Consider the following 21,942-nt stretch of genomic DNA (forward strand, 5'->3'; position numbering starts at 1 on the left):
GTAAGCGAAAGATCAAGATCAAGATCAAAAGGTCGCAGGCTTCGCCAGCTCCTACAGAGCGCAGCAGGCTCAGGCGGACAACGCGCTGATCAACTCGCGGTTGAACGCCGGGATGTCGTCGGGCTGGCGGCTGCTGATCAACGTGCCGTCCTTGACCACTTCCTTATCGACCCAGTTCGCGCCGGCGTTGACCAGGTCATCCTTGAGGCTTTTGTAGCTGGTCATGGTCTTGCCCTTGACCAGCCCGCTCGACACCAGCAGCCAGCCACCATGGCAAATCACCGCAATGGTCTTGCCCGCCGCCTCGAAGCCCTTGACCAGTTTCTGGGCATCGGCGTCGATGCGGATGGTGTCGGAGTTCTGCACGCCACCGGGCAGCACCACGGCGTCGTACTGCTCGACATTGGCGGCCTTGAACGTCAGGTCGATCCGGAAGTCGTCGGCCGGCTGGTCATGGTTCCAACCTTTGACCTGGCCTTCGCGGGCCGAAACGATGTCCACCTTGACGCCGGCCTGTTCCAGGGCCTGTTGGGGGGCGGTCAGTTCGGCCTGTTCAAAACCGTCGGTCACGAGGATGGCGACACGTTTGTTGTTCAGGGAGCCGGGCATGAAAAATCTCCTCAAGCTGAGTGGCTGGGCTGCCGACTCAAGCCTTTATGCAGGCTTGACTGTCGGCCCTGTAAAGTCCGAAGCCGATGCCTGAAGGAAAGTTCCGTCGATCTACCCGGCGGTGTATCGGATCCATCTTTAAGGGTTAGAATCTGCGCCTGACCCGGAGTGTGTACTCATGTCCAAAGAGCTTTCCGCCGAACAGATCCAACAGTCCTTGCAAGGCATCAGCGTGCCACCCCAGCCGCAGATCATGGTGGACCTGCAGATGGAGCAGTACATGCCCGACCCGGACCTGGAGACCATCGCCAAGCTGATCTCCCAAGATCCTGGTCTCTCCGGGGCCTTGCTCAAGATCGTCAACTCGCCGTACTACGGCCTGCGCAACAAGATCACCTCGATCCAGCGCGCGGTGAACCTGCTGGGCAGCCGTTCGATCATCAACCTGATCAATGCGCAGTCGATCAAGGGCGAGCTGCACGACGACGCCATCGTCACTCTGAACCGCTTCTGGGATACCGCCCAGGATGTGGCGATGACCTGCCTGACCCTGGCCAAGCGCGTCGGCCTGGAGAACGGTGACGAAGCCTATGCGCTGGGGTTGTTCCACGACTGCGGCGTGCCGTTGATGCTCAAGCAGTTCCCCAACTACATGGGCGTGCTGGAAGAGGCCTATGCCAATGCCAGCGCCGAGTGTCGGGTGGTGGACACCGAGAACCGCGTGTTCAACACCAACCATGCCGTGGTCGGTTACTACACCTCCAAATCCTGGCGCCTGCCGGATCACGTCAGCCAGGCCATCGCCAACCACCACAATGCCCTGGCGATCTTCAGCGACGAGTCTTCACGCAACAACAGCCCGCTGAAGAACCTGCTGGCGATCCTGAAAATGTCCGAGAACATCTGTGCGTCCCACCGGGTGCTCGGCAATCAGACCGAAGACCACGAGTGGAATTGCGTCGGCAGGCTTGTGCTCGATTACATCGGTTTGTCGGAATACGACTTCCAGACCCAGAAACAGGAAATTCGCGACCTCGCCAATCGTTGAGTGCGGTGCTTCGCCTGACTCGAGAGCCTCATGCCAGAACTGCCTGAAGTCGAAACCACCCGTCGCGGAATCGCGCCTCACCTTGAAGGCCAGCGGGTCAGTCGCGTGGTGGTCCGCGACCGCCGCCTGCGCTGGCCGATCCCGGAAGATCTCGACGTGCGGCTTTCGGGCCAGCGCATCGTGCAAGTGGATCGGCGGGCCAAGTACCTGTTGATCAATGCCGAGGTCGGCACGTTGATCAGCCACCTGGGCATGTCCGGCAATCTGCGCTTGGTGGAGGTCGGCATGCCTGCCGCCAAGCACGAGCACGTGGACATCGAGCTGGAGTCCGGCCTGGCTTTGCGCTACACCGACCCTCGACGGTTTGGTGCGATGCTCTGGAGCCTGGACCCGTTCAATCACGAGCTGTTGATTCGCCTTGGTCCCGAGCCGTTGACCGACCTGTTCGATGGCGAACGGTTGTTCCAGCTTTCGCGAGGGCGGTCCATGGCGGTCAAGCCGTTCATCATGGACAACGCGGTGGTGGTGGGGGTGGGCAATATCTACGCGACCGAGGCCCTGTTCGCCGCCGGGATCGACCCGCGCCGGGCCGCCGGAGGCATTTCCCGGGCGCGTTACCTGAAGCTGGCGATCGAGATCAAGCGCATCCTCGTCCATGCCATCGAGCGCGGTGGCACCACGCTGCGGGACTTTATCGGCGGGGATGGCCAGCCCGGCTATTTCCAGCAGGAACTGTTCGTCTACGGCCGGGGCGGGGAGCTGTGCAAAGTGTGTGGCACGGGTCTGCGGGAAATCCGCCTGGGCCAGCGTGCGAGCGTCTGGTGTCCGCGCTGCCAGAGCTGATCGGTCCTACGGTCTATAGTCAGTAGTCATACCGATTTAGCTGAAGGATCGCCCGATGAAACTGCTTCGACCTGTCGTTCTAGCGCTCCTGCTGAGTGTCGGTTTGCCTGCCCTGGCAAGCGACGGCAGCGGCGATCCGCGCTACACCATCCAGAACCCACCGGCCTTCGCCATGATCGGCGATCTGCTGATTGCCCGTCCGCTGCTGCTCGCCGCCACAGTGATTGGCGCCGGAGCATTCGTGGTGTCGTTGCCCTTTACCGCGCTGGGCGGCGGGGTAGGCGATGCGGGCAAGGCGCTGGTGGTGGACCCGGCGAAGGCCACGTTTGTGCGGTGCCTGGGGTGTATTGGGGAGGGGTTTGAGCGGCAGGAGTGAAGGTCAATAGTTACATCTGGGTGGTGGCTGAGGGCCTCTTCGCGAGCAAGCCCGCTCCCACAAGGTGAACACGGTCGATTCTTGTGGGAGCGGGCTTGCTCGCGAAGAGGCCGGCAAAGACGCTACAAAAGCACCTGGCTCAAGCCTTGCCAGTAATCTTGCGATATTTCGCCATCAGCTGTTCTTCAGTTTCCGGATGAGCCTCGTCCAGAGGGATGCAATCCACCGGGCAGACCTGCTGGCACTGGGGTTCGTCGTAATGGCCGACGCACTGGGTGCACAAGTTCGGGTCGATGACGTAGATCTCTTCGCCTTGGGAAATGGCCTCGTTCGGGCATTCGGGTTCGCAGACGTCGCAATTGATGCAGTCGTCGGTGATGATCAGGGACATGCAGGCTCCTGCCGGGGCGTTGGGCCCGGGCATCTGAAAACGTATGGGCGCAATTGTGCCGCATTGGCGAGCGCAGTGCACGCGGGCGCGATGGACTGCGCTGCGCCGGGCTGCGAAGCGAGTCGCAGTCCGCAGGTTATTTCTTGAAGCGCAGGGTCAGCGCATCGGCCACGGCCGGGTGGACGAACTGGGTGATATCACCGCCCAAGGCGGCGATTTCCCGTACCAGGGTCGAGGAAATGAAGGAATAACGCTCCGACGGCGTCAGGAACAGGCTCTCGACGTCCGGTGCCAATTGGCGGTTCATGTTGGCCAATTGGAACTCGTACTCGAAGTCCGAGACCGCCCGCAGGCCGCGCAGGAACACATTGGCGTTCTTTTCCTTGGCAAAGTGCGCCAAAAGCGTCGAGAAACCGACCACTTCCACGTTGGGCAGGTGCTTGGTGACCTCGCGGGCCAGTTCCACACGTTGTTCCAGCGGGAACAGCGGGTTTTTCTTCGGGCTGGCGGCAACGGCAATGATCACATGGTCGAACAGGCGCGCGGCGCGTTCGACCAGATCGCCATGGCCCTTGGTAATAGGGTCGAAGGTACCTGGGTACAACACTCGGTTCATCGCGTCGTCCTGGCGGGAGTCCGTTGGGGAGTCGGATGGTATCGCAGCCTTCTCGGTCGGCCAAGTCGGCTGTTGCGTAAGAAAGCACTATAGACGGTGCGAATAATCCGGCTATTCATGGGTTTTTCAGGCGTTCGGCCAGGGCTGTCGCCAATTGCGCGGTCAGCCCGTACACCGATAATTGCGGGTTGGCGCCGATGCTGGTGGGGAACAGCGAGCCGTCATGGATCGACAGGTTGCCCAGTTGGTGATGGCGGCCAAGGCTGTCGGCGACGGCGGTTTTTGGGTCTTCACCCATGGCGCAACCGCCCATCACGTGGGCGCTGCCCAGGCGTGTGCGGTACAAAGCCAGGTCAAGTCCGTCGATCAGTGTGCGGGCTTCAGCCAGAGTCTTTACGTAGCGGGCATCGCTGTGCAAGGGCATGACCGCCTTGGCGCCGCCAGCAAACTGGATCTCGGCCATGCTGTGGAAGGCCCGGCGCAAGCCATCCCAGGCATACGGAGTCACGGGATAATCGAGCACGGGCGTGCCGTCGCTGCGCAATTGGACGCTGCCGCCGGGGCTGTCTGGATGAAAACCGTCGCGCAACAGCGCCAGCATGGCGTGGGTATGGGGCAGCCGGGACATGTGCAAAGCGTTCTCGGGGCCGAACCCGCCCAATAGCGTCGCGGCCAGGGCCGGGTGCAAGGGCGGGACCTCGAGCTTGTAGGACATTTTGCCGGTGGTTCCGTCCTGCCATTGGAAGTGATCGGAGTAAATCGATTGCGGTGCGCCGTAGAACGGGTTGATGACCTCGTCGAACTGCCCGGCGGACATGTTCACCAAGTGCAGGAAGGTGCGCTTGCCCACGCGTTCATGCGGGTCTGGCGCATCGGAGTGCAGCAGCAATCCGGGGCTATTGATGCCGCCGCCCGCCAGCACGTAATGCCGCGCCTGGACGGTGATGCGCCGCCCGGTCGGCGCCACGCAACGTTCGTCCATGGCGTGGCACTCGAGGCCGATGACGGCATCGTTTTTGATCGTCAGACGCTCGGCCCGCGCCAGGTAAAGCAGCGCTCCGCCCTTGTCCAGTGTGGCCGGGATGGTGGTGACCAGCATCGACTGCTTGGCGTTGGTCGGGCAGCCCATGCCGCAATAGCCCAGGTTCCAGCAGCCGCGTACGTTGCGCGGGATGACGTGCCAGGCATAGCCCAATTGTTCACAACCTTTGCGGATCACATCGTTGTTGGCATTGGGCGGAATCAACCACGGCGCCACGCCCAGGCGTTGTTCCATCTGCGCAAACCAGGGGGCCATTTCAGCGCGGCCGTGTCCCTTGACGTTGTGCTCGGCGGCCCAGTGGTCGAGGGTCTGGTCGGGCGTGCGGAAGCTGGAGGTCCAATTGATCAGCGTCGTGCCACCGACAGCCCGGCCCTGGAGAATGGTGATGGCGCCGTCCTTGCTCATGCGCCCGAGGCCTTCCTGATACAGGCTGCTATAGGCTTGGTCTTCGAGCAGCGTGAAGTCATGACTGGTCTTGAGCGGACCTTCCTCGATCAGCAACACGCGGTAGCCAGCAGCGCTGAGAATTTCTGCCGTGGTGCCGCCGCCAGCACCGCTGCCGACGATGGCCACGTCCGCTTCCAAGGTCAGGTCCTGGGTCAGTTGCGCGCCGTTGTAGGTGGTCCAGCCGCGGGCCAGGCCTTCGCGGAAGGGATCGGGTACGGGCATGTTCAGGACTCTCTTATTGTTATGTCGATGAAGAGGAACCCAGTGGGAGCGAGCCTGCTCGCTCCCACTGGGTTTAACTTGGTTTTCAGACCGTTGGCGGCCCTGGATACCCGCAATGCGCCCAGGCCTCGGGCCGGTTGTACCAGGCCATCATCACCAGTTGCAGCAACGAGCTATGGCCTTGTCGCAGCAGGTCCAGCGAACTGTTTTCCCACCGTCCGAGGAACTGGCAGATGTCATCGGCGTTGGCGTTTTCCCACGAGCCCCAGACGCCGGTCAGTGGCCCGCGGGTAATGCCCAGCGTGAGCACGTCGAACAGCTGACGCGTGAGCTTGAGCATGGCGGGGGACAGGTGGGCCAGGCTGCTGTCCAGGCTTTGCAGGGTCGCGTCGGTGGCGGCGGGGATCTGTCCGACGGCCACTGCGCCGTCGAGCATCACAGGGATGACGCTGCGTAAAAATGGCAGGTCGCTGTCGCGCAGGGCCGCCAGGCCGTTGGCCGCTTGGCTTGGCGAGCAACCGCTCAGGCTGGCGCCCACACCGACGGTGGCCAGGAAGGCGCTGGCGCCGAGGCCGAACTTCAGCAGGCCGCGCCGGGACAGCGCGGGTGTATCGGTGAGGCTTGGGTTCATTATTGTGATTACCCGGGAAGAGACGTGTCAGCGGACAAACAGCTTCTGGATCAGTTTCTGCAAAGGTTTGCCGTAAGGGGGGTAAATCAGCTTCGCTGCGTTGAACCGCTGTTTGGTCAGCACGCCCTTGGCCTTGCTGAAGGTCAGGAAGCCCTCATGCCCGTGGTAATGCCCCATTCCCGAGGGCCCGATGCCGCCAAACGGCAAGTCATCCTGGGCGACGTGCAGCAGCGTGTCGTTCAAGCAGACGCCGCCGGAATGGGTTTCGTGGAGCACGCGATTCTGTTCGGCCTTGTTGTAGCCAAAGTAGTAGAGCGCCAGGGGGCGGGGTCGCTGATTGATGTAGGCAAACGCCTGGTCCAGATGCTCATAGGGCACGATGGGCAATAACGGGCCGAAGATCTCGTCCTGCATGACGGTCATCTCATCGTTGACGTTGAGCAGCAGGCTATGGGCCATGCGACGGCCTTGGCCGTGCTCGAACAACGCGATCAGCAACGCGCCCTTGCTGGTGGCGTCGCTGATGTAGCCGTTGAGCCGCGACAGCTGTCGTTCGTTGATCACGGCGGTGTAGTCCGGGTTGTCCGTCAGGGTCGGATAAAACCCGCGAATCGCCTCGCGATAGGCCTCCACGAACTCTCCGACGCGGTTCTGCGGTACCAGCACGTAGTCCGGGGCGACACAGGTTTGCCCGGCATTCAGGCTCTTGCCGAAAGCGATGCGTTCGGCGGCGTCCTTGAGCGGCACATCGGTCGACACGATGGCCGGCGACTTTCCACCCAGCTCAAGAGTGACCGGGGTCAGGTTTTCGGCAGCGGCACGCATGACATGTCTGCCGATGCTGGTGGCGCCGGTGAACAGCAAGTGATCGAAGGGCAGCTTGGAAAACGCCATGCCGACCTCCGCCTCGCCAAGCACCACGCACACCAGGTCCTGGGGAAAGACCCGGGCCAGCAGTTGCTTGAGCAGCAGGCCGGTGGCCGGTGTCGCTTCGCTGAGCTTGAGCATCACCCGGTTGCCCGCCGCCAGCGCTCCCGTCAGCGGCCCGATGGCCAGGAACAACGGGTAGTTCCACGGCACGATGACCCCGACCACGCCCAACGGTTGGTACACCACTTTGGCCGATGCCGGCTGGAAGGCCATGCCCACCTTGCGCCGGGAGGGTTTCATCCAGCCCTGGAGATGTCGGCTGGCATAATGGATACCGTGCAGGCTCGGCATCAACTCGGCCAGCAGTGTTTCGTCGCCGCTGCGGTGGCTGAAATCCTGGCTGATGGCGTCGATCAAGGCTTGTCGTTCGTTGCTCAATACCTCGCGCAGTGCCTTGAGCCATTGTCGGCGTTGTTCGGCCGGTGGCATCGGATGGACGGCGTAGGCCTGGCGCTGAGCATCGAAGAGCGACCGCAGCTCGTTCAGTTGTTGTTGAGACTCGTGCAGATAGGCAACGTCGGCAGGCATCGTCGGGCACCGGACATTATTAGAGTGGGTGTTTTTTTAGAGCTTATACTCTATAAAGTCAATGGCATCCGTAACGGCGATGGGTTTTTCCTGTGACCGATAGGTCGTAAGATGCCGATCAATGCCTTCGTCGAATTAAAGCCCAAACCATGGCCCCACGAATGAAAACCAGCGAGCGCATCGTGCAAAACAGCCTCGAGCTGTTCAACCAGCAAGGCGAGCGCAGCGTCAGCACCAACCACATTGCCGCCCACATGGACATGTCCCCAGGCAACCTCTATTACCACTTCCCCAACAAGCAGGCGATCATCGCCGTGTTGTTCAGTGAGTATGAAAACCTGGTGGACAGCTTCTTGCGCCCGCCCCAGGGCCGTGCGGCTACGGTGGAGGATAAGCGCTTCTATTTGCAGGAGCTGTTGGCGGCCATGTGGCGCTACCGTTTTCTGCACCGGGACCTGGAGCATCTGCTCGACAGCGATCCGGACCTTGCGGCGCGCTATCGACGTTTTTCCCAGCGCAGCCTGATTCATGGCACTGCTATTTATGAGGGCTTTGTTGCCGCCGGCATCCTGAAGATGGACCGGGTGCAGATCGAGTCCCTGACGCTCAATGCCTGGATCATCCTCACGTCCTGGGTGCGGTTCCTGTGCACCACGCGGGAAAACTTCAGCCACCTGAGCGAGCAGGCCATCAAGCGTGGCGTGTATCAGGTACTGGTGTTGGAGGCCGGTTTTGTGACCGATCAGGCCCGCGAAGAGGTGGATGCATTGTTCAAAGAGTATTACGTCCCCCTGGCCCAGACCCTGGAGGAAGGGCAGTAGGACCGACCCCCGACTTAGCCACAGGAGTTCACCATGCCCATTGCGCAACTCATCAGCCCTCAAGCCCTCGAAGAGCGGCGGGCACAGCCCGGGGTGGTCATCCTCGATTGCCGTTTTGCCCTGGAAGACCCGGATTACGGTCAGCGCAGTTATGCCGAGGGCCACATCGCCGGCGCATCGTTCGCGGACCTTGAGCGCGACCTGAGCGGGGCGGTGACCAAAGGTGTGACCGGGCGTCATCCGCTGCCGGAGCCCGAGGCGTTGATCGAGCGCCTCAAGGCCTGGGGGATCGATAACGACAGCGATGTTGTGCTGTACGACGACGGTCCCGGCGCCTATGCCGCGCGGGCCTGGTGGTTGCTGGCCTGGCTGGGCAAGCGCGATGGCGTGTACATCCTCGACGGTGGACTCAAGGCCTGGCATGCCGCCGGCTTGCCCTTGAGCCTGGATCCGCCGCAGAACAGTCGCGGGACCTTCAGCGGGGCACCGGATGCGAGCTTGGTGCTCAGCGCCCAAGCGCTGCAACAACGCCTCGGCCAATCGGACATGACCCTGCTGGATGCCCGAGCGTTGCCGCGTTTCAAAGGTGAAGTCGAGCCGATCGACCCAGTGGCCGGGCATATTCCGGGCGCCCAGTGCGCGGCGTTCAGCGACAACCTGGGCGCCGATGGCCGCTTCTTGCCGGCCGACCAGCTCAAGCAGCGCTTCGCCGAAAAACTGGGCGAGCGCTCGCCCGCCGACCTGGTGGCCTATTGCGGCTCCGGTGTGACGGCGTGTCATAACCTGTTTGCCTTGTGCCTGGCAGGCTATCCGTTGGGGCGGCTGTACGCCGGCTCGTGGAGTGAGTGGATCAATGATCCCCAGCGGGGCGTGGCGAAGGGCGAATAACAAACACTCGGAACCAATGTGTGCCGGCTTGCTCGCGAAGACGGTGTGTCAGTCAACTTCAATGTCGCCGACCCACCGCTTTCGCGAGCAAGCCCACACAGGGGGGGTGTGTTGGTCATGAACCATCACGCTCAGCCGGGCCCCAGGCTGGCCAGCCAACCGGGAATCCGCCGCTCCAGGTAATACCCCGGGCACCGCAGGGTTCCGTCGACAAACCCCACATGCCCGCCCTGGGCGTGCAGTTCAATCCGGGTCGAGGGGGATAATTCGCCCGGTTCTGGCAGGCTGTGAGGAAACACAAAAGGATCGTCGGCAGCCTGGATGACCAGGGTCGGCGTGCTGATGCCTGCCATGAAATAACGGCTGGAGGCACGGCGGTAATAATCCGCGGCATCGGAGAACCCGTGCAGCGGCGCCGTCACCCGGCCGTCAAAGTCCCAGAAGGTGCGCATGTTTTCCAACGGGCCAAGCGCCGCCAGGGTCGCCAGGCCTTCTTGGCGTCCGTCGTGCTGGAACTGGCGTTGCTTGTTGCGCACATAGGCCACGAGCTTGCGCATGAAATGCGCCTGGTAGAACCTGGAGAATCCCTGGCCGATGCGATCGGCACACTGGTCGAGGCGAAACGGCACCGACACCGCCACTGCCCCTTGCAACTGGCTGTCGCGGCCGGTTTCCCCCAGGTGCTTGAGCAGCACATTGCCGCCCAGTGAATAACCCACCGCAAACAGCGGCGCCAAAGGCCGTCGGGCGCGCAAGTGGGTGATGGCGGCGGCCAGGTCTTCGCTGACGCCCGAGTGGTAGCTGCGGGGCAACAGGTTCGGCTCACCCGAGCAGCCACGCCAGTTCAGGGCCGCACTGGCCCAACCCTGGTGACCAAGGGCCTGTTGCAGCCCAGCCACGTAAGGCGAGTTGGAAGAGCCGGTCAGGCCGTGCAGCACCAGCACCAATGGCGCCTTGGCGCTGTGGGGGCCATGCCAGTCAAGGTCTAGAAAATCACCGTCTTCGAGCCACAAGCGTTCGCGCTGGCGCTCAAGGTGTGTGGCCTGACGCCACAACGGGCCCCATAAGGTTTGCAAATGCGGGTTGCCAAGGCCCGGGGCGGGGACGAAACGTTCGGATGCGGCGGACATCATTATTATTCTCGATGCACTGGTCAGCCGTTCAGTCAATGTCCTTTGCCGAACGCTGCCACAACGCGTAATACACCCGTCCGGATTTCTGCTCGCGATGCAAGCGCCAATTGCCCGGCAAGCCCAGGGTGGACGGGGCAGTCTCGCTTTCAGTGTAGACCCAGGCATCCTCGGCCAGCCACTGACGATCCTCGAGCAAGGCGCAGACCGTCGGCAACAGGTTCTGGTTGAAAGGTGGGTCGAGGAACACCAGGTCGAAAGGCGTCGCCGGCTGGCTGTCCAGGTAGCGCAGTGCGTCGGCGGTTTGCACCTGGCCGACGGTGCAGCGCAGGGTGCCCAAGTGTTCTTTCAGATTGGAGACCGCCAGGTTGCTGGCGTCCAGCGCCTGCCCCATGGCGGCGCCACGGGACAGGGCCTCGAGAAACAGCGCGCCGCTGCCGGCGAACGGATCGAGCACCCGGGCACCCGCCACGTAGGGTGCGAGCCAGTTGAACAGGGTTTCGCGCACGCGATCGGGAGTGGGGCGCAGGCCCGGGGCATCCGGGAAGCTCAGGCGTCGGCTGCGCCATTCGCCGCCGATGATGCGCAACTGGTTCACACCATTGTGCACGGGTTTCTTGCTGGAATTCGATGGGCGGGCCATTAGTGCTCCGGAACCCCGAGCGGCTGCTCGGCAGGTTTGTCAGTGGGGGGCGGCAGCGGTTTTTGCGGCACGCTTGGGCCGGCGGTGACGATGACCATTTTGTCGGTGCTCAGGTGCTTGTTCAGCGCAGCCTTGACCTGCTCGACCGTCAGTTCCTGGGACTGACGCATGAAGTCCTCCAGGTAGCTCAGCGGCAAGTCATAGAAACCCATGGCGCCGAGTTGGCCGACGATGTCGGCATTGCTGGCGGTGGACAGCGGGAAACTGCCGGCCAACTCACGCTTGGCGTCATCGAGTTCTTTCTGGGTGGGACCGTTCTTGAGGTAGTCGGCGAACACGTCCTGCACCAGTTTCAAGGTGCCTTCGCTCATCTGTGCACGGGTCTGCAGGTTGATCATGAACGGGCCGCGGGCTTGCATCGCCGTGAAACCGGAGTACACGCCGTAGGTCAGGCCGCGCTTTTCCCGCACCTCGGTCATCAGCCGTGTGCCGAAGCCGCCACCGCCGAGGATCTGGTTGCCCAGGGACACGGCGGCATAGTCCGGATCGTCGCGGTCGATGCCCAGTTGCGCGAGCATCAGGTTGGTCTGTTTGGATGGGAATTCGATGTGGCCGATACTCGCTTTGGGCTCCACCGGTGGCGGCGTTTTCGCCAGGGCTGGGCCTTTGGGCAGCGCGGCGGATACCTGGTTGGCCACCGCTTCGGCTTCGGCGCGGGACAAATCCCCCACCAGCGCAATCACTGCGTTGCCGGCGGCGTAGGCCTTGGCGTGGAAAGCTCGGGCCTGGGCCAGGGTGATCGGTGGAATGCTGTCGGCAGTGCCGTCGCTGGAGTGGGCATAAGGATGATCGCCATACAGGCGCTTCATCAGTTCCAGGCCGGCCAGTTTGCCTGGGTTCTGTTTCTGGTATTCGAAACCGGCGAGCATCTGGTTCTTGATGCGGGCAAAGGAGTCGGCAGGGAAGGTCGGTTTGCCGACAACTTCGGCGAACAGCTTCAACGCCGGCTCACGTTTGGCGGCTGCGCTGAGGCTGCGCAGCGACGCCACGGCCATGTCCCGGTAGGCGCCGTTGCCGAAGTCTGCACCGAGGCTTTCGAAGCCTTGGGCAATGGCGCTGACGTCCTTGCCGGCCACGCCTTCGTTGAGCATGGCGTTGGTCAGCAGCGCGAGGCCGGGAGCGTCGCCGTCCTGGCTGCTGCCGGCGGCGAAGGTCAGGCGCAGGTCGAACATTGGCAACTCCCGGGCTTCGACGAACAACACCTTGGCGCCGTCAGCGGTTTTCCAGGTCTGCACGTCGAGCTGGCGCCGGCTGGGGGCCTTACCGTCCAGTTCCGCCAACGATTGCAGCTTGTTGCCGGACTTGGCGTTATCCAGCGCCTGACTGGCGGTGACGTCGGTGGTCGGCGACAGATAGAACGCCAGGGAGCCGGCCAGGGTGATGAGCGCCAGGCCGATCAGCAGCGGGCGCCGTGATTTGCGCTCACTCATGAGCTTTCTCCTCGGGCAGGACATGCGCAATGCTCAGGCGCGAGCGGGTGAAATACAGCTGGGCTGCCTTCTGGATATCTTGCGGGGTCACGCTTTGCAATTCAGCAAGTTCGGTGTCCATCAGCTTCCAGGACAAACCGACGGTCTCCAACTGGCCAATGGCGGTGGCCTGGCTGGTAATCGAGTCGCGCTCATAGACCAGGCCGGCGATGACCTGGGCGCGTACGCGTTCCAGCTCTTCGGCAGTCGGCGCGGTGGTTTTCAACTGTTCAAGCAAGCGCCACAGACCGGCTTCGGCTTGGGCGATGGTTTTGTGTTTCTGCGTGTTGGGCGTTGCCGACAGCGTGAACAGCGTGTCGCCGCGGGTGAAGGCGTCGTAGTTCGACGAACCGCCGGACACCAACTCTTCGCCGCGTTCCAGCTGGGTCGGGATCCGGCCGCTGTAGCCGCCGTCCAACAGGGCCGAGATCAGCCGCAGTGCGTTGACCGAAGCCTTGTCGGTCGCGGTGGCGATGCTGGGCACATTGAAGGCCAGCATCACGCTGGGCAGTTGGGTCTGCACATGCAGGGTGATCTGGCGCTCGCCGGGCTCGGCCAGCTCCAAGGGGATTTTCGCGACCGGCACCGCGCGTCGGGCAATCGGGCCGAAATAGCGCTGGGCCAGGGATTTGACCTCGTCCGGCGTCACGTCGCCGACCACCACCAGGGTCGCGTTGTTCGGGGTGTACCAGGATTCGTACCAGTGACGCAGATCCTCGACGCTCATCCGGTCCAGGTCGGCCATCCAGCCGATGGTCGGCGTATGGTAGCCGCTGGCCGGGTAAGCCATGGCCTTGAAGCGCTCGTAGGCCTTGGACATGGGCTTGTCGTCGGTGCGCATGCGGCGCTCTTCCTTGATCACCTCGATCTCGCGGCTGAACTCCTCTGGCGGCAGGCGCAGGCTGGCCATGCGGTCGGCTTCCAGTTCGAAGGCCACGCCCAGGCGGTCGCGGGCCAGTACCTGGTAATAGGCGGTGAAGTCATCGCTGGTGAAGGCGTTCTCTTCGGCACCGAGGTCGCGCAGGATCAGCGACGCTTCGCCGGGACCGACTTTTTCACTGCCCTTGAACATCATGTGCTCAAGGGCGTGGGATAAACCGGTCTGGCCTGGCGTTTCGTAGCTGGAGCCAACCTTGTACCAGACCTGGGAGACCACCACCGGCGCACGATGGTCTTCGCGCACGACGACCTTGAGGCCATTGTCGAGGGTAAATTCGTGGGTGGGTTGTGGGTCGGCAGCCAAGGCTGAAAAGGGCAGACAAACTGTGCTGAGCAGCAGGCCTGCGGCGCGGCGGGCAAGAGCATTCATTCGTGTTTAAACCTGTTGGGTTGCCCGCTAGGTCTTAGCGTCGGCGGGCGAGAGGGTGCTAGGATAACGGTCCGTTTTACTGGCGGCCACGCCTATCGGGCCTTTTATCGGCCCGGGGTTGTCTGGGTTCCCCGGAGAAGCGTCGGGTTTTTTCGTTGATCCCGGCGTTTTCGCCGATGATGCCGTACCAGTCCTTCGAAAAAATCGACTTTGGGGTGTCCTTGGGACGCCTCGACAAAATGTTGCGCGTGAACAAGCTGGATGAAACGCAGTCTGTTCAGCATTGAATATTTATCACCGAGGCGCCCTTGTGGCGCTTCGCTACCGTGAGATAGCCGTCCTCCATGTTTGGTTCCAACGACGACAAGAAGACCCCAGCTGCGGCTGGCGAGAAGAAAGGCCTGTTCGGATGGCTGCGCAAGAAGCAGCAGGAAACCGTCGTCGAACAGCCACAGCCGGAGCCCGCCGCCGAGGCCGTGGTCGAAGAAACCACGCCCATCGTCCTGCCGATTGCCGAGCCGGTGCTGCAACCGGTCGAGCCTGAGCCCGTTGCTGAGCCGGTGGCCGAGCCGCCGCTGACCCCGCCCGTCGAACAAACCCCCTGGTTGAGCTTGCCGGTGGCGGAAGAGCCGGTCGCGCTGGTCGAGGACACGACGCCCCATATCACCCCGCCGATTCCAGCGCCGACGCAGGTTGTCGAGGCCCCCGTCGTCGACGCGGTCATTGAGCCGCCGGTCGCCGTTGCGCCTGCCGCACCCGAGCCGGCACCGGCCCTGTTGGAAGCCAGCGCCCCCGTCGAGCCCGTTCGCAGCGCCGAGGAAAACAAGGTCGGCTTCTTCGCCCGCCTCAAGCAAGGTCTGTCCAAGACCAGCGCCAGCATTGGCGAAGGCATGGCCAGCCTGTTCCTGGGCAAGAAAGTCATCGACGACGAATTGCTGGAAGACATCGAGACCCGCCTGTTGACCGCCGACGTCGGTGTCGAGGCCACCTCGGTGATCATCCAGAGCCTGACCCAGAAGGTCGCGCGCAAGCAGCTGACCGACGCCGATGCACTGTACAAATCCCTGCAAGGCGAGCTGACCAGCCTGCTCAAGCCGGTGGAAAAACCGCTGGTGATTGCCTCGCAGAACAAACCGTTCGTGATCCTGGTCGTCGGCGTCAACGGCGCTGGCAAGACCACCACCATTGGCAAGCTGGCCAAGAAGCTGCAACTCGAAGGCAAGAAAGTCATGCTGGCGGCGGGTGACACCTTCCGCGCCGCCGCGGTCGAACAACTGCAAGTGTGGGGTGAACGTAACAAGATCCCAGTGATTGCCCAGCACACCGGTGCCGATTCCGCTTCGGTGATCTTCGATGCTGTGCAGGCTGCCAAGGCGCGTGGCATCGATGTGTTGATCGCCGACACGGCCGGTCGCCTGCACACCAAAGACAACCTGATGGAAGAATTGAAGAAGGTGCGCCGGGTGATCGGCAAGCTCGACGCCGACGCTCCCCACGAAGTGCTGCTGGTGCTGGACGCCGGTACCGGCCAGAACGCCATCAACCAGGCCAAGCAATTCAACCAGACCGTCGAACTGACCGGGCTGGCCCTGACCAAGCTCGACGGTACCGCCAAGGGCGGGGTGATTTTCGCCCTGGCCAAGCAGTTCGGCCTGCCCATTCGCTATATCGGCGTGGGTGAAGGCATCGACGACCTGCGCACTTTTGAAGCCGAGCCCTTTGTCCAGGCACTGTTTGCCGAACGGGAGCATTCATGATTCGTTTCGAACAGGTCGGTAAACGCTATCCGAACGGTCACGTCGGCTTGCATGAGCTGAGCTTTCGGGTCCGTCGGGGCGAGTTTCTGTTTGTCACCGGCCATTCCGGCGCCGGTAAAAGTACCTTGCTGCGCCTGCTGTTGGCGATGGAGCGGCCCTCCACCGGCAAACTGCTGCTGGCCGGCCAGGACCTGAGCACCATCAGCAATACCCAGATCCCCTACCTGCGGCGGCAGATCGGCGTGGTGTTCCAGAATCACCAGTTGCTGTTCGATCGCACGGTGTTCAACAACGTGGCGTTGCCTTTGCAGATACTCGGGTTGTCCAAGGCCGAGATCGTCAAGCGCGTGGACTCGGCCCTGGAGCGTGTGGCCCTGTCGGACAAGACCGACCTGTATCCGGGCGACCTGTCCACCGGTCAGCAACAGCGCGTCGGCATTGCCCGCGCCATCGTCCATCGCCCGGCCTTGCTGCTGGCGGACGAACCCACCGGTAACCTCGACCCGCGTCTGGCGGCGGAAATCATGGGCGTATTCGAAGACATCAACCGCTTGGGCACCAGTGTGCTGATTGCCAGTCACGACCTGGCCTTGATCGCGCGCATGCGTCACCGCATGCTCACGTTGCAGCGTGGACGCCTGATCGGTGACGGGGAGGCTGGCGTATGAGTGCTACTCGCAGCCCGAAAGTGGCCGAACGCGTGGCCCCGAAGGCCTCCGATCCGCAGCCGAAAAAGAAAAAACGCGACGATGACGACGGCCCGGACTTCGCTACGCTGCTGAGCGCCTGGATCGAAAGCCATCGCGCCAGCCTGCTGGACAGCCTGCGGCGCCTGGGCAAGCAACCCATCGGCAGCTTCTTTACCTGCATGGTGATGGCGGTTGCCCTGAGTCTGCCCATGGGGCTGTCATTATTGTTAAATAATGTGGAGCGCCTGGGCGGTTCCTGGCAGCGCGCGGCGCAGATATCCCTGTACCTGCAGATGGACGCGAGCCCCGGCGAAGGCCAGGCGTTGCGCGAGCAGATCAAGGCCATGCCGGGCGTGGCCGATGCCGAATACATTGGGCGCGAGCAGGCGCTGGAAGAATTCCAGCAGCAGTCCGGCCTGGGCGAAGCCCTCAAGGAACTGCCGGAAAACCCGCTGCCTGGCGTGGTGCTGGTGACGCCGAATGAGGTCGATAAGCCGACCCTTGAAGCATTAAGACAAAGACTTTCCGAGTTGCCGAAGGTACAGCAGGCGCAACTTGATCTAGTCTGGGTCGAGCGTCTTGCGGCGATCCTCAAGCTCGGCGACCGGTTTGTCTTCGGTCTGACAGTGCTGCTGGTTTCTGCATTACTTTTGGTGATAGGCAATACCATTCGTCTTCATATTGAAAACCGCCGCACCGAGATAGAAGTGATTAAACTCGTCGGCGGTACGGACAGTTATGTACGCAGGCCCTTTCTTTATATGGGCGCGCTGTATGGCTTCGGTGCCGGGATTCTGTCCTGGGGTGTATTGGCGTTCGGCCTGGACTGGCTGGACGATGCGGTAACAGGGTTGGCCGGTTTGTACGGCAGTGATTTCTCGCTGGCCGGCGTGCCAGTCGCCGACGGTCTGTCGCTCTTGCTTGGCGCGGTGCTGTTGGGTTATATCGGTGCATGGATTGCGGTCGCACGCCACTTGCGTGAGCTTGCGCCAAAATAAGTGTTTTTTTGCGTGTATTGACCTTTCAGTTTTTGTGGGAACTTGTCTTAGGGTTCTCGGTCAATTTTCGCAGTGCTGAACTGCACGAGTTATGTGAGTTGGAGGTTTTTTCGTATGACCACTTCTTTGCAACCTGCTTATGCTCTGGTCCCGGGTGCGAACCTGGAGGCCTATGTGCACACGGTCAACAGCATTCCATTGCTGACCCCCGAGCAGGAGCGTGAACTGGCCGAGAGTCTCTATTATGAGCAGGATCTTGAGGCGGCTCGGCAGATGGTGCTCGCCCACCTGCGTTTTGTCGTACATATCGCCCGTAGCTATTCCGGCTACGGGCTGGCCCAGGCTGACCTGATCCAGGAAGGCAACGTCGGCCTGATGAAGGCGGTCAAGCGTTTCAACCCGGAAATGGGCGTGCGCCTGGTGTCGTTTGCGGTGCACTGGATCAAGGCGGAAATCCACGAGTTCATCCTGCGCAACTGGCGCATCGTGAAAGTCGCGACCACCAAGGCCCAGCGCAAGCTGTTCTTCAATCTGCGCAGCCAGAAGAAACGCCTGGCCTGGCTGAACAACGAAGAAGTCCATCGTGTTGCCGAAAGCCTGGGCGTAGAGCCTCGGGAAGTGCGCGAGATGGAAAGCCGCCTGACCGGCCATGACATGGCCTTCGACCCGGCCGCCGAAGCGGACGACGACAGCGCTTTCCAATCGCCGGCCAACTACCTGGAAGACCACCGGTACGACCCGGCGCGTCAACTGGAAGACGCCGACTGGAGCGACAACTCCAACACCAACCTGCACGAAGCACTGGAAGTGCTGGACGAGCGCAGTCGCGACATTCTCTACCAGCGCTGGCTGGCCGAGGAAAAAGCCACGCTGCACGACCTGGCGCAGAAGTACAACGTGTCGGCCGAGCGGATTCGCCAGCTTGAGAAGAGCGCGATGAACAAGCTCAAGGTGTCGATCGCCGCCTGACTGCGGTAACGGTCATAAAAACGCCTCAATCAGTGATGATTGAGGCGTTTTTGTTTGTGCTCACTCTCGGACCCGACACTCCACCTGTGGGAGCGGGCTTGCTCGCGAATGCGGTGTGTCAGTCCACATCAATGTATCTGGTGTGCCGCATTCGCAAGCCAAACCGGCTCCCACAAGGGGTCTTCAGTGTCTTGGTTATTGCGCCCAAGGCGCTCGCCGCGAATTGTTGAGTTCCAGCAAATAACTGGCGCCCCCCAACTGGCTCATCTGCTGGCGAATCCAACTCGCCCGCCGCAGTACGTAAGGGCTCGGCCGGCCGGCGCTCCGCACCCGCGGGTTGGGCAACACCGCCGCCAACAGGCTGGCCTGTTGCCGGGACAAGGCGTCGGCGCTTACGCGAAAATGATGTCGCGCTGCCGCTTCTGCCCCGAATACACCGTCATCCCACTCGACGCTGTTGAGGTACACCTCGAGGATCCGCTGCTTGGGCCAGAACACTTCGATCAGTGCGGTGAACCAGGCCTCCAGCCCCTTGCGCAGCCAGCTGCGCCCCGACCACAGGAACAGGTTCTTGGACACTTGCTGGCTGAGGGTGCTGGCGCCGCGAATCGAACCGCCACGTCCATTGTGGGCGAACGCGGCCTGGATCGCGCCGATGTCGAAGCCCCAGTGCTCGGGGAATTTCTGGTCTTCGCCAGCGATCACTGCGACTTTCAGGTTATCGGATATCTGGTCCCAAGGCTGCCAGGTGCGTTGCAGGTCGATGGGCTTGCCGTCGAACCAGGATTCAACCTTGCGCTCGATCATCAGCGCCGTGAACGGCGGCGGTACCATCCGAAATAACAGCACGAGCACAACGCTGCCAACGGCGAACCAGAGCAGGGCTTTAAGGAGTCGTCGATATAATAAACGCAGCATAGAGATGGCTTGGCCGAACCCGTCGAGCGGGCCATTATACAGACCCTGTCCACCGAGTCTGACTGGAGTTCTCATGCTGCGTAGCTTTTTGATGCTGGCTGCTTTTTTCGGCTTCACGGGCGTGGCGCTGGGGGCGTTTGCCGCCCATGGCCTGAAAGGCCGCCTGAGCACCGAATACCTGGCGATTTTCCACACCGGCGTTACCTACCAACTGGTGCACACCTTGGCGTTGCTGGGTGTTGCGCTGCTGGCCACGCACATTCCCGGTCGCATCGTGACCTGGGCCGGGGTTTCATTTGTGGTCGGCATCCTGTTGTTCTCCGGCAGCCTGTACCTGCTGACCCTCACGGGCATCAGCAAGCTGGGCATCATTACGCCGTTGGGCGGTGTGGCGTTCCTGATCGGCTGGGTGTGCCTGGGGCTTGCCGCCTGGCGCCTGAATTGATGGTGGCGGTCAGCTGGCGTTCTTCCAGCCATTGAGCAGCGTTTGTGTGAAGGACGGCGCAAGGATGCGGTTACCGTGCCCACTCAGGTGGTCGGCATCGCGGAAGAGTGGTTTATCGTCGTCGTAGGCTGAACAGGTCGCGCCTGGGCACAGCAGAGGGAGAGGGTCCCAGACAAGCAGCATTGGATACTGCCCGGTCAAATGATCGAGCAGGGTCATCTGCGTCGTGCGCAGTTGTTCGATGTGTTCCCGCGCGATGGTGAATCCGGGGGTGCAGATCGGATTCATCCGGTTGAACCAGTCCGAGCAGCGATAGGGCGGCGCCTTGAACAGGGGCATGGGCGCATTGATCAGTACTCGCACCTTGGCGGCCATCAAGCGTGTCAGCACCGCTTCGGCGGCGATCCGGGCGCCTTCAGTCTGTTCGGACGTCAGCTCGGAAAGGGCCTCCCCCAATGCATCCTCTTCGCTGCGAACCCAGTCGCGTCCGGCCAGCTCCGGCATTCGTCGCGACGCGAGGAATACAATGTCACCGGGTTTTGCCCGTGCCTCGATGTCGCTCAGGGCCTTTTCCCGGGCCTGGGCGCAGGCACCTTGCGGATCGGGCGCCATGAGGCTGACCACCGTGCAGCCGCCGCGTTCATATTCCCAAACCCTGAAGCCGAGTTGCCGTGAGGCGAGGCTGAGCATGGTGCGATAGGCGGCCGCATGCGAATCGCCGATCACGAACAGCTGGCGACCCTGCAATGGCGGATTCTGGGCGGGTTCGTCGACGGAGCGTTGCGGCAGTCGCCTGGAGAACCAGGTGTAGGTATCACGGGTCTGACTCAGTGAAAGGACCTGGGGGTTTTCGCTGACCCAGCGTGCGCCGGACCAGCCCAGGCCGATGGCTGCCAGGCAAGAGGCAATCGTGATCCAGGCGCGGCGTTGGAACAGCGAGTGGCCGTCGCGCAAGGGTGTCTCCACCCAATGGTAGGACGCGGCGGCAAGCGCCATGACGATCAGCGGGTAGGCCAGCTGTACTGTCAGTTGCTCCAGGCCCGTGGTCCAGCGCAGGAACACCAGCACCGGCCAGTGCCAGAGATACAGCGAGTAGGACAATCTGCCGATATAGACGACGGGCGCCGATTGCAGCAGGCGCAGGGGCAGGAAGTGATCGTCGGTTTTCTGGGCCAGGGCGGTGATGATCAGCAAGGTGCCGCAAACTGTCAGCAGCGCCCAAGGGAAGGGGAACTGGTTTTTATCGGCGAGGAACAGTCCGCTGGTGACCAGCGCGAAGCCGGCGAGCAGCACGGCCCGGCTTGTGGCCGTTGAATGCAGCGTGAAGCGTCCGGTCGCCGTCAACTGGAAAAGGATCGCGCCAGCGGCCAGTTCCCAGAATCGACTGGGCAGCAGGTAGAACGCCTCGAGTGGATTGTCCCGTGTCTGCAGGGCGCTGAACGCCAGCGATGCCAGTGTGAGCAGGGGTAGCAGGGCCCAGGCGAGCCGGCTGTATTGTCGGTAGCGCAACCAGATGAAACAGATGAATGGAAAGACCAGGTAGAACTGCTCTTCCACGGCCAAGGTCCAGGTGTGGGTATAGGGGTTGAGCAGGGTGGACGGGGAGAAGTAGGTGTCGGTGTTCCAGGCCAGCACAAAATTGCTCAGGCCGAAGAAGGCGGCCAACCCAGTACGGTCATTCTGAATGCTGAGCCAGGCCTGGGGCACGAACATCGTCGAAAGCAGGCTGCAAACCAGAAGAACCAAGAGCAGTGCGGGGACGATACGCAGGCACCGGCGGCGATAAAACTCCATCAGGAAGGCTGGAAAGCTGAGGTGGGCGTGCGCGGACAGCGACCGGCTGATCACGTAGCCGGAGATGACGAAGAAGATATCGACGCCGGTAAACCCACCGGGCAGGGCGCTCAGGAAGTCGGCGTGGAAGACGATCACGCTCAGGACTGCAACGGCGCGCAGGCCGTCGATGGCGGGGATATTCGGCTTTGGATGAAGGCTGGGCACAGGCTCCTCTCACGCGTGTTCGATCAGGTTTTGCTGCGGTTCGACACGAGGCAACGAATATAGGAGGCTTGGACGAGCGTTTGAACCCTGGAGTTGTTTCGGGATTGGTCTGGACGTGCCGCCCGGCGGCTGGGCTGACCGGGCGGTCCATTTCATGACGAA

General features: G+C 62.2%; 22 protein-coding genes. 10 read left to right on the forward strand and 12 right to left on the reverse strand.

Translation table 11 applies throughout. The features are described 5' to 3' along the window. Positions 1–69 precede the first annotated feature (69 nt). The gene (locus AACY31_RS08840) at positions 70–609 is read right to left on the reverse strand and encodes a type 1 glutamine amidotransferase domain-containing protein (protein ID WP_339477629.1); all 540 of its coding nucleotides are present in this window, start codon (positions 607–609) and stop codon (positions 70–72) included. Positions 610–841: 232 nt separating this feature from the next. On the opposite strand from AACY31_RS08840, the gene AACY31_RS08845 reads away from it, so the two are divergent. From AACY31_RS08845 to AACY31_RS08855, 3 genes are read left to right on the forward strand one after another with little or no spacing between them, the layout of a single operon-like run. Further along, the gene (locus AACY31_RS08845; protein ID WP_339492682.1) at positions 842–1,657 is read left to right on the forward strand and encodes an HDOD domain-containing protein; all 816 of its coding nucleotides are present in this window, start codon (positions 842–844) and stop codon (positions 1,655–1,657) included. 30 nt (positions 1,658–1,687) lie between these two features. Continuing rightward, a complete protein-coding gene (gene mutM, locus AACY31_RS08850) occupies positions 1,688–2,500 on the forward strand; it encodes a bifunctional DNA-formamidopyrimidine glycosylase/DNA-(apurinic or apyrimidinic site) lyase (RefSeq protein WP_339492673.1) in 813 nt (270 codons plus the stop codon). 55 nt (positions 2,501–2,555) lie between these two features. Next, positions 2,556–2,876 carry a hypothetical protein gene (locus AACY31_RS08855; RefSeq protein ID WP_018609455.1) on the forward strand — a complete coding sequence of 107 codons (321 nt, stop codon included), beginning with the start codon at positions 2,556–2,558 and terminating at the stop codon, positions 2,874–2,876. A 139-nt stretch (positions 2,877–3,015) separates the two neighbouring features. On the opposite strand, the gene AACY31_RS08860 is transcribed toward AACY31_RS08855, so the two are convergent. From AACY31_RS08860 to AACY31_RS08880, 5 genes are all read right to left on the reverse strand, one after another. Beyond that, positions 3,016–3,267, reverse strand: a complete 252-nt coding sequence (locus tag AACY31_RS08860) for a YfhL family 4Fe-4S dicluster ferredoxin (protein ID WP_003206534.1) — start codon at positions 3,265–3,267, stop codon at positions 3,016–3,018. Between the two features lie 136 nt (positions 3,268–3,403). Further along, positions 3,404–3,883, reverse strand: coding sequence for a pantetheine-phosphate adenylyltransferase (gene coaD, locus AACY31_RS08865; protein ID WP_339477621.1), 480 nt, complete (start codon positions 3,881–3,883; stop codon positions 3,404–3,406). 115 nt (positions 3,884–3,998) lie between these two features. Continuing rightward, positions 3,999–5,594, reverse strand: a complete 1,596-nt coding sequence (locus tag AACY31_RS08870) for a GMC family oxidoreductase (RefSeq protein WP_339504333.1) — start codon at positions 5,592–5,594, stop codon at positions 3,999–4,001. Between the two features lie 85 nt (positions 5,595–5,679). Next, complete coding sequence (locus AACY31_RS08875) at positions 5,680–6,225, reverse strand: twin-arginine translocation pathway signal protein (protein ID WP_339477616.1); 546 nt, start codon at positions 6,223–6,225, stop codon at positions 5,680–5,682. A 27-nt stretch (positions 6,226–6,252) separates the two neighbouring features. Continuing rightward, a complete protein-coding gene (locus AACY31_RS08880; protein ID WP_339477614.1) occupies positions 6,253–7,683 on the reverse strand; it encodes a coniferyl aldehyde dehydrogenase in 1,431 nt (476 codons plus the stop codon). A gap of 149 nt (positions 7,684–7,832) precedes the next feature. Here AACY31_RS08880 and AACY31_RS08885 point away from each other — a divergent pair, with 149 nt between their 5' ends. Then, positions 7,833–8,504 carry a TetR/AcrR family transcriptional regulator gene (locus AACY31_RS08885; RefSeq protein WP_003206524.1) on the forward strand — a complete coding sequence of 224 codons (672 nt, stop codon included), beginning with the start codon at positions 7,833–7,835 and terminating at the stop codon, positions 8,502–8,504. 33 nt (positions 8,505–8,537) lie between these two features. Next, on the forward strand, positions 8,538–9,392 hold the full coding sequence (locus AACY31_RS08890; protein WP_339477610.1) for a sulfurtransferase: 855 nt from the start codon (positions 8,538–8,540) through the stop codon (positions 9,390–9,392). A gap of 131 nt (positions 9,393–9,523) precedes the next feature. Here the strand turns inward: AACY31_RS08890 and AACY31_RS08895 are convergent, their stop codons facing one another. From AACY31_RS08895 to AACY31_RS08910, 4 genes are read right to left on the reverse strand one after another with little or no spacing between them, the layout of a single operon-like run. Continuing rightward, entirely contained in the window at positions 9,524–10,522 is a 999-nt protein-coding gene (locus AACY31_RS08895) for a hydrolase (protein WP_339477607.1), read from the reverse strand. A gap of 31 nt (positions 10,523–10,553) precedes the next feature. Further along, positions 10,554–11,165 (reverse strand): 16S rRNA (guanine(966)-N(2))-methyltransferase RsmD, encoded by a 612-nt coding sequence (gene rsmD / locus AACY31_RS08900; RefSeq protein ID WP_339477605.1) that lies wholly within the window; start codon positions 11,163–11,165, stop codon positions 10,554–10,556. After that, on the reverse strand, positions 11,165–12,655 hold the full coding sequence (locus AACY31_RS08905) for a M16 family metallopeptidase (protein ID WP_339477603.1): 1,491 nt from the start codon (positions 12,653–12,655) through the stop codon (positions 11,165–11,167). The genes rsmD and AACY31_RS08905 overlap by 1 nt, the downstream gene beginning before the upstream one ends. After that, positions 12,648–14,003 carry a M16 family metallopeptidase gene (locus AACY31_RS08910; protein ID WP_339477602.1) on the reverse strand — a complete coding sequence of 452 codons (1,356 nt, stop codon included), beginning with the start codon at positions 14,001–14,003 and terminating at the stop codon, positions 12,648–12,650. The genes AACY31_RS08905 and AACY31_RS08910 overlap by 8 nt, the downstream gene beginning before the upstream one ends. Positions 14,004–14,347: 344 nt before the next feature. On the opposite strand from AACY31_RS08910, the gene ftsY reads away from it, so the two are divergent. From ftsY to rpoH, 4 genes are all read left to right on the forward strand, one after another. Beyond that, the gene (gene ftsY / locus AACY31_RS08915; RefSeq protein WP_339504334.1) at positions 14,348–15,760 is read left to right on the forward strand and encodes a signal recognition particle-docking protein FtsY; all 1,413 of its coding nucleotides are present in this window, start codon (positions 14,348–14,350) and stop codon (positions 15,758–15,760) included. Continuing rightward, a complete protein-coding gene (gene ftsE / locus AACY31_RS08920) occupies positions 15,757–16,428 on the forward strand; it encodes a cell division ATP-binding protein FtsE (protein ID WP_339492668.1) in 672 nt (223 codons plus the stop codon). Before ftsY ends, ftsE begins: the two co-directional genes overlap by 4 nt. After that, positions 16,425–17,447 carry a permease-like cell division protein FtsX gene (gene ftsX, locus AACY31_RS08925; RefSeq protein ID WP_339477598.1) on the forward strand — a complete coding sequence of 341 codons (1,023 nt, stop codon included), beginning with the start codon at positions 16,425–16,427 and terminating at the stop codon, positions 17,445–17,447. The genes ftsE and ftsX overlap by 4 nt, the downstream gene beginning before the upstream one ends. 114 nt (positions 17,448–17,561) lie before the next feature. After that, positions 17,562–18,416 carry an RNA polymerase sigma factor RpoH gene (rpoH, locus tag AACY31_RS08930; RefSeq protein ID WP_003177476.1) on the forward strand — a complete coding sequence of 285 codons (855 nt, stop codon included), beginning with the start codon at positions 17,562–17,564 and terminating at the stop codon, positions 18,414–18,416. A 195-nt stretch (positions 18,417–18,611) separates the two neighbouring features. Here rpoH and mtgA read toward each other — a convergent pair whose 3' ends face one another. After that, a complete protein-coding gene (mtgA, locus tag AACY31_RS08935; protein WP_339492667.1) occupies positions 18,612–19,334 on the reverse strand; it encodes a monofunctional biosynthetic peptidoglycan transglycosylase in 723 nt (240 codons plus the stop codon). Positions 19,335–19,407: 73 nt separating this feature from the next. On the opposite strand from mtgA, the gene AACY31_RS08940 reads away from it, so the two are divergent. Continuing rightward, a complete protein-coding gene (locus AACY31_RS08940) occupies positions 19,408–19,779 on the forward strand; it encodes a DUF423 domain-containing protein (RefSeq protein ID WP_339492666.1) in 372 nt (123 codons plus the stop codon). A gap of 9 nt (positions 19,780–19,788) precedes the next feature. On the opposite strand, the gene AACY31_RS08945 is transcribed toward AACY31_RS08940, so the two are convergent. Continuing rightward, a complete protein-coding gene (locus AACY31_RS08945; protein ID WP_339504335.1) occupies positions 19,789–21,780 on the reverse strand; it encodes an acyltransferase family protein in 1,992 nt (663 codons plus the stop codon). Positions 21,781–21,942 lie beyond the last annotated feature (162 nt).

This window comes from Pseudomonas sp. RL_105y_Pfl2_101, assembly GCF_963970585.1.
GTDB lineage: Bacteria > Pseudomonadota > Gammaproteobacteria > Pseudomonadales > Pseudomonadaceae > Aquipseudomonas.

Excerpts from the sequence above, each read along its gene's own strand:
- AACY31_RS08840 (WP_339477629.1), bottom strand. The coding sequence starts at position 609 with ATGCCCGGCTCCCTGAACAACAAACGTGTCGCCATCCTCGTGACCGAC.
- mutM (WP_339492673.1), top strand. The coding sequence starts at position 1,688 with ATGCCAGAACTGCCTGAAGTCGAAACCACCCGTCGCGGAATCGCGCCT.
- AACY31_RS08855 (WP_018609455.1), top strand. The coding sequence starts at position 2,556 with ATGAAACTGCTTCGACCTGTCGTTCTAGCGCTCCTGCTGAGTGTCGGT.
- AACY31_RS08860 (WP_003206534.1), bottom strand. The coding sequence starts at position 3,267 with ATGTCCCTGATCATCACCGACGACTGCATCAATTGCGACGTCTGCGAA.
- coaD (WP_339477621.1), bottom strand. The coding sequence starts at position 3,883 with ATGAACCGAGTGTTGTACCCAGGTACCTTCGACCCTATTACCAAGGGC.
- AACY31_RS08870 (WP_339504333.1), bottom strand. The coding sequence starts at position 5,594 with ATGCCCGTACCCGATCCCTTCCGCGAAGGCCTGGCCCGCGGCTGGACC.
- AACY31_RS08875 (WP_339477616.1), bottom strand. The coding sequence starts at position 6,225 with ATGAACCCAAGCCTCACCGATACACCCGCGCTGTCCCGGCGCGGCCTG.
- AACY31_RS08880 (WP_339477614.1), bottom strand. The coding sequence starts at position 7,683 with ATGCCTGCCGACGTTGCCTATCTGCACGAGTCTCAACAACAACTGAAC.
- AACY31_RS08885 (WP_003206524.1), top strand. The coding sequence starts at position 7,833 with ATGGCCCCACGAATGAAAACCAGCGAGCGCATCGTGCAAAACAGCCTC.
- AACY31_RS08890 (WP_339477610.1), top strand. The coding sequence starts at position 8,538 with ATGCCCATTGCGCAACTCATCAGCCCTCAAGCCCTCGAAGAGCGGCGG.
- AACY31_RS08895 (WP_339477607.1), bottom strand. The coding sequence starts at position 10,522 with ATGTCCGCCGCATCCGAACGTTTCGTCCCCGCCCCGGGCCTTGGCAAC.
- rsmD (WP_339477605.1), bottom strand. The coding sequence starts at position 11,165 with ATGGCCCGCCCATCGAATTCCAGCAAGAAACCCGTGCACAATGGTGTG.
- AACY31_RS08905 (WP_339477603.1), bottom strand. The coding sequence starts at position 12,655 with ATGAGTGAGCGCAAATCACGGCGCCCGCTGCTGATCGGCCTGGCGCTC.
- AACY31_RS08910 (WP_339477602.1), bottom strand. The coding sequence starts at position 14,003 with ATGAATGCTCTTGCCCGCCGCGCCGCAGGCCTGCTGCTCAGCACAGTT.
- ftsY (WP_339504334.1), top strand. The coding sequence starts at position 14,348 with ATGTTTGGTTCCAACGACGACAAGAAGACCCCAGCTGCGGCTGGCGAG.
- ftsE (WP_339492668.1), top strand. The coding sequence starts at position 15,757 with ATGATTCGTTTCGAACAGGTCGGTAAACGCTATCCGAACGGTCACGTC.
- ftsX (WP_339477598.1), top strand. The coding sequence starts at position 16,425 with ATGAGTGCTACTCGCAGCCCGAAAGTGGCCGAACGCGTGGCCCCGAAG.
- rpoH (WP_003177476.1), top strand. The coding sequence starts at position 17,562 with ATGACCACTTCTTTGCAACCTGCTTATGCTCTGGTCCCGGGTGCGAAC.
- mtgA (WP_339492667.1), bottom strand. The coding sequence starts at position 19,334 with ATGCTGCGTTTATTATATCGACGACTCCTTAAAGCCCTGCTCTGGTTC.
- AACY31_RS08940 (WP_339492666.1), top strand. The coding sequence starts at position 19,408 with ATGCTGCGTAGCTTTTTGATGCTGGCTGCTTTTTTCGGCTTCACGGGC.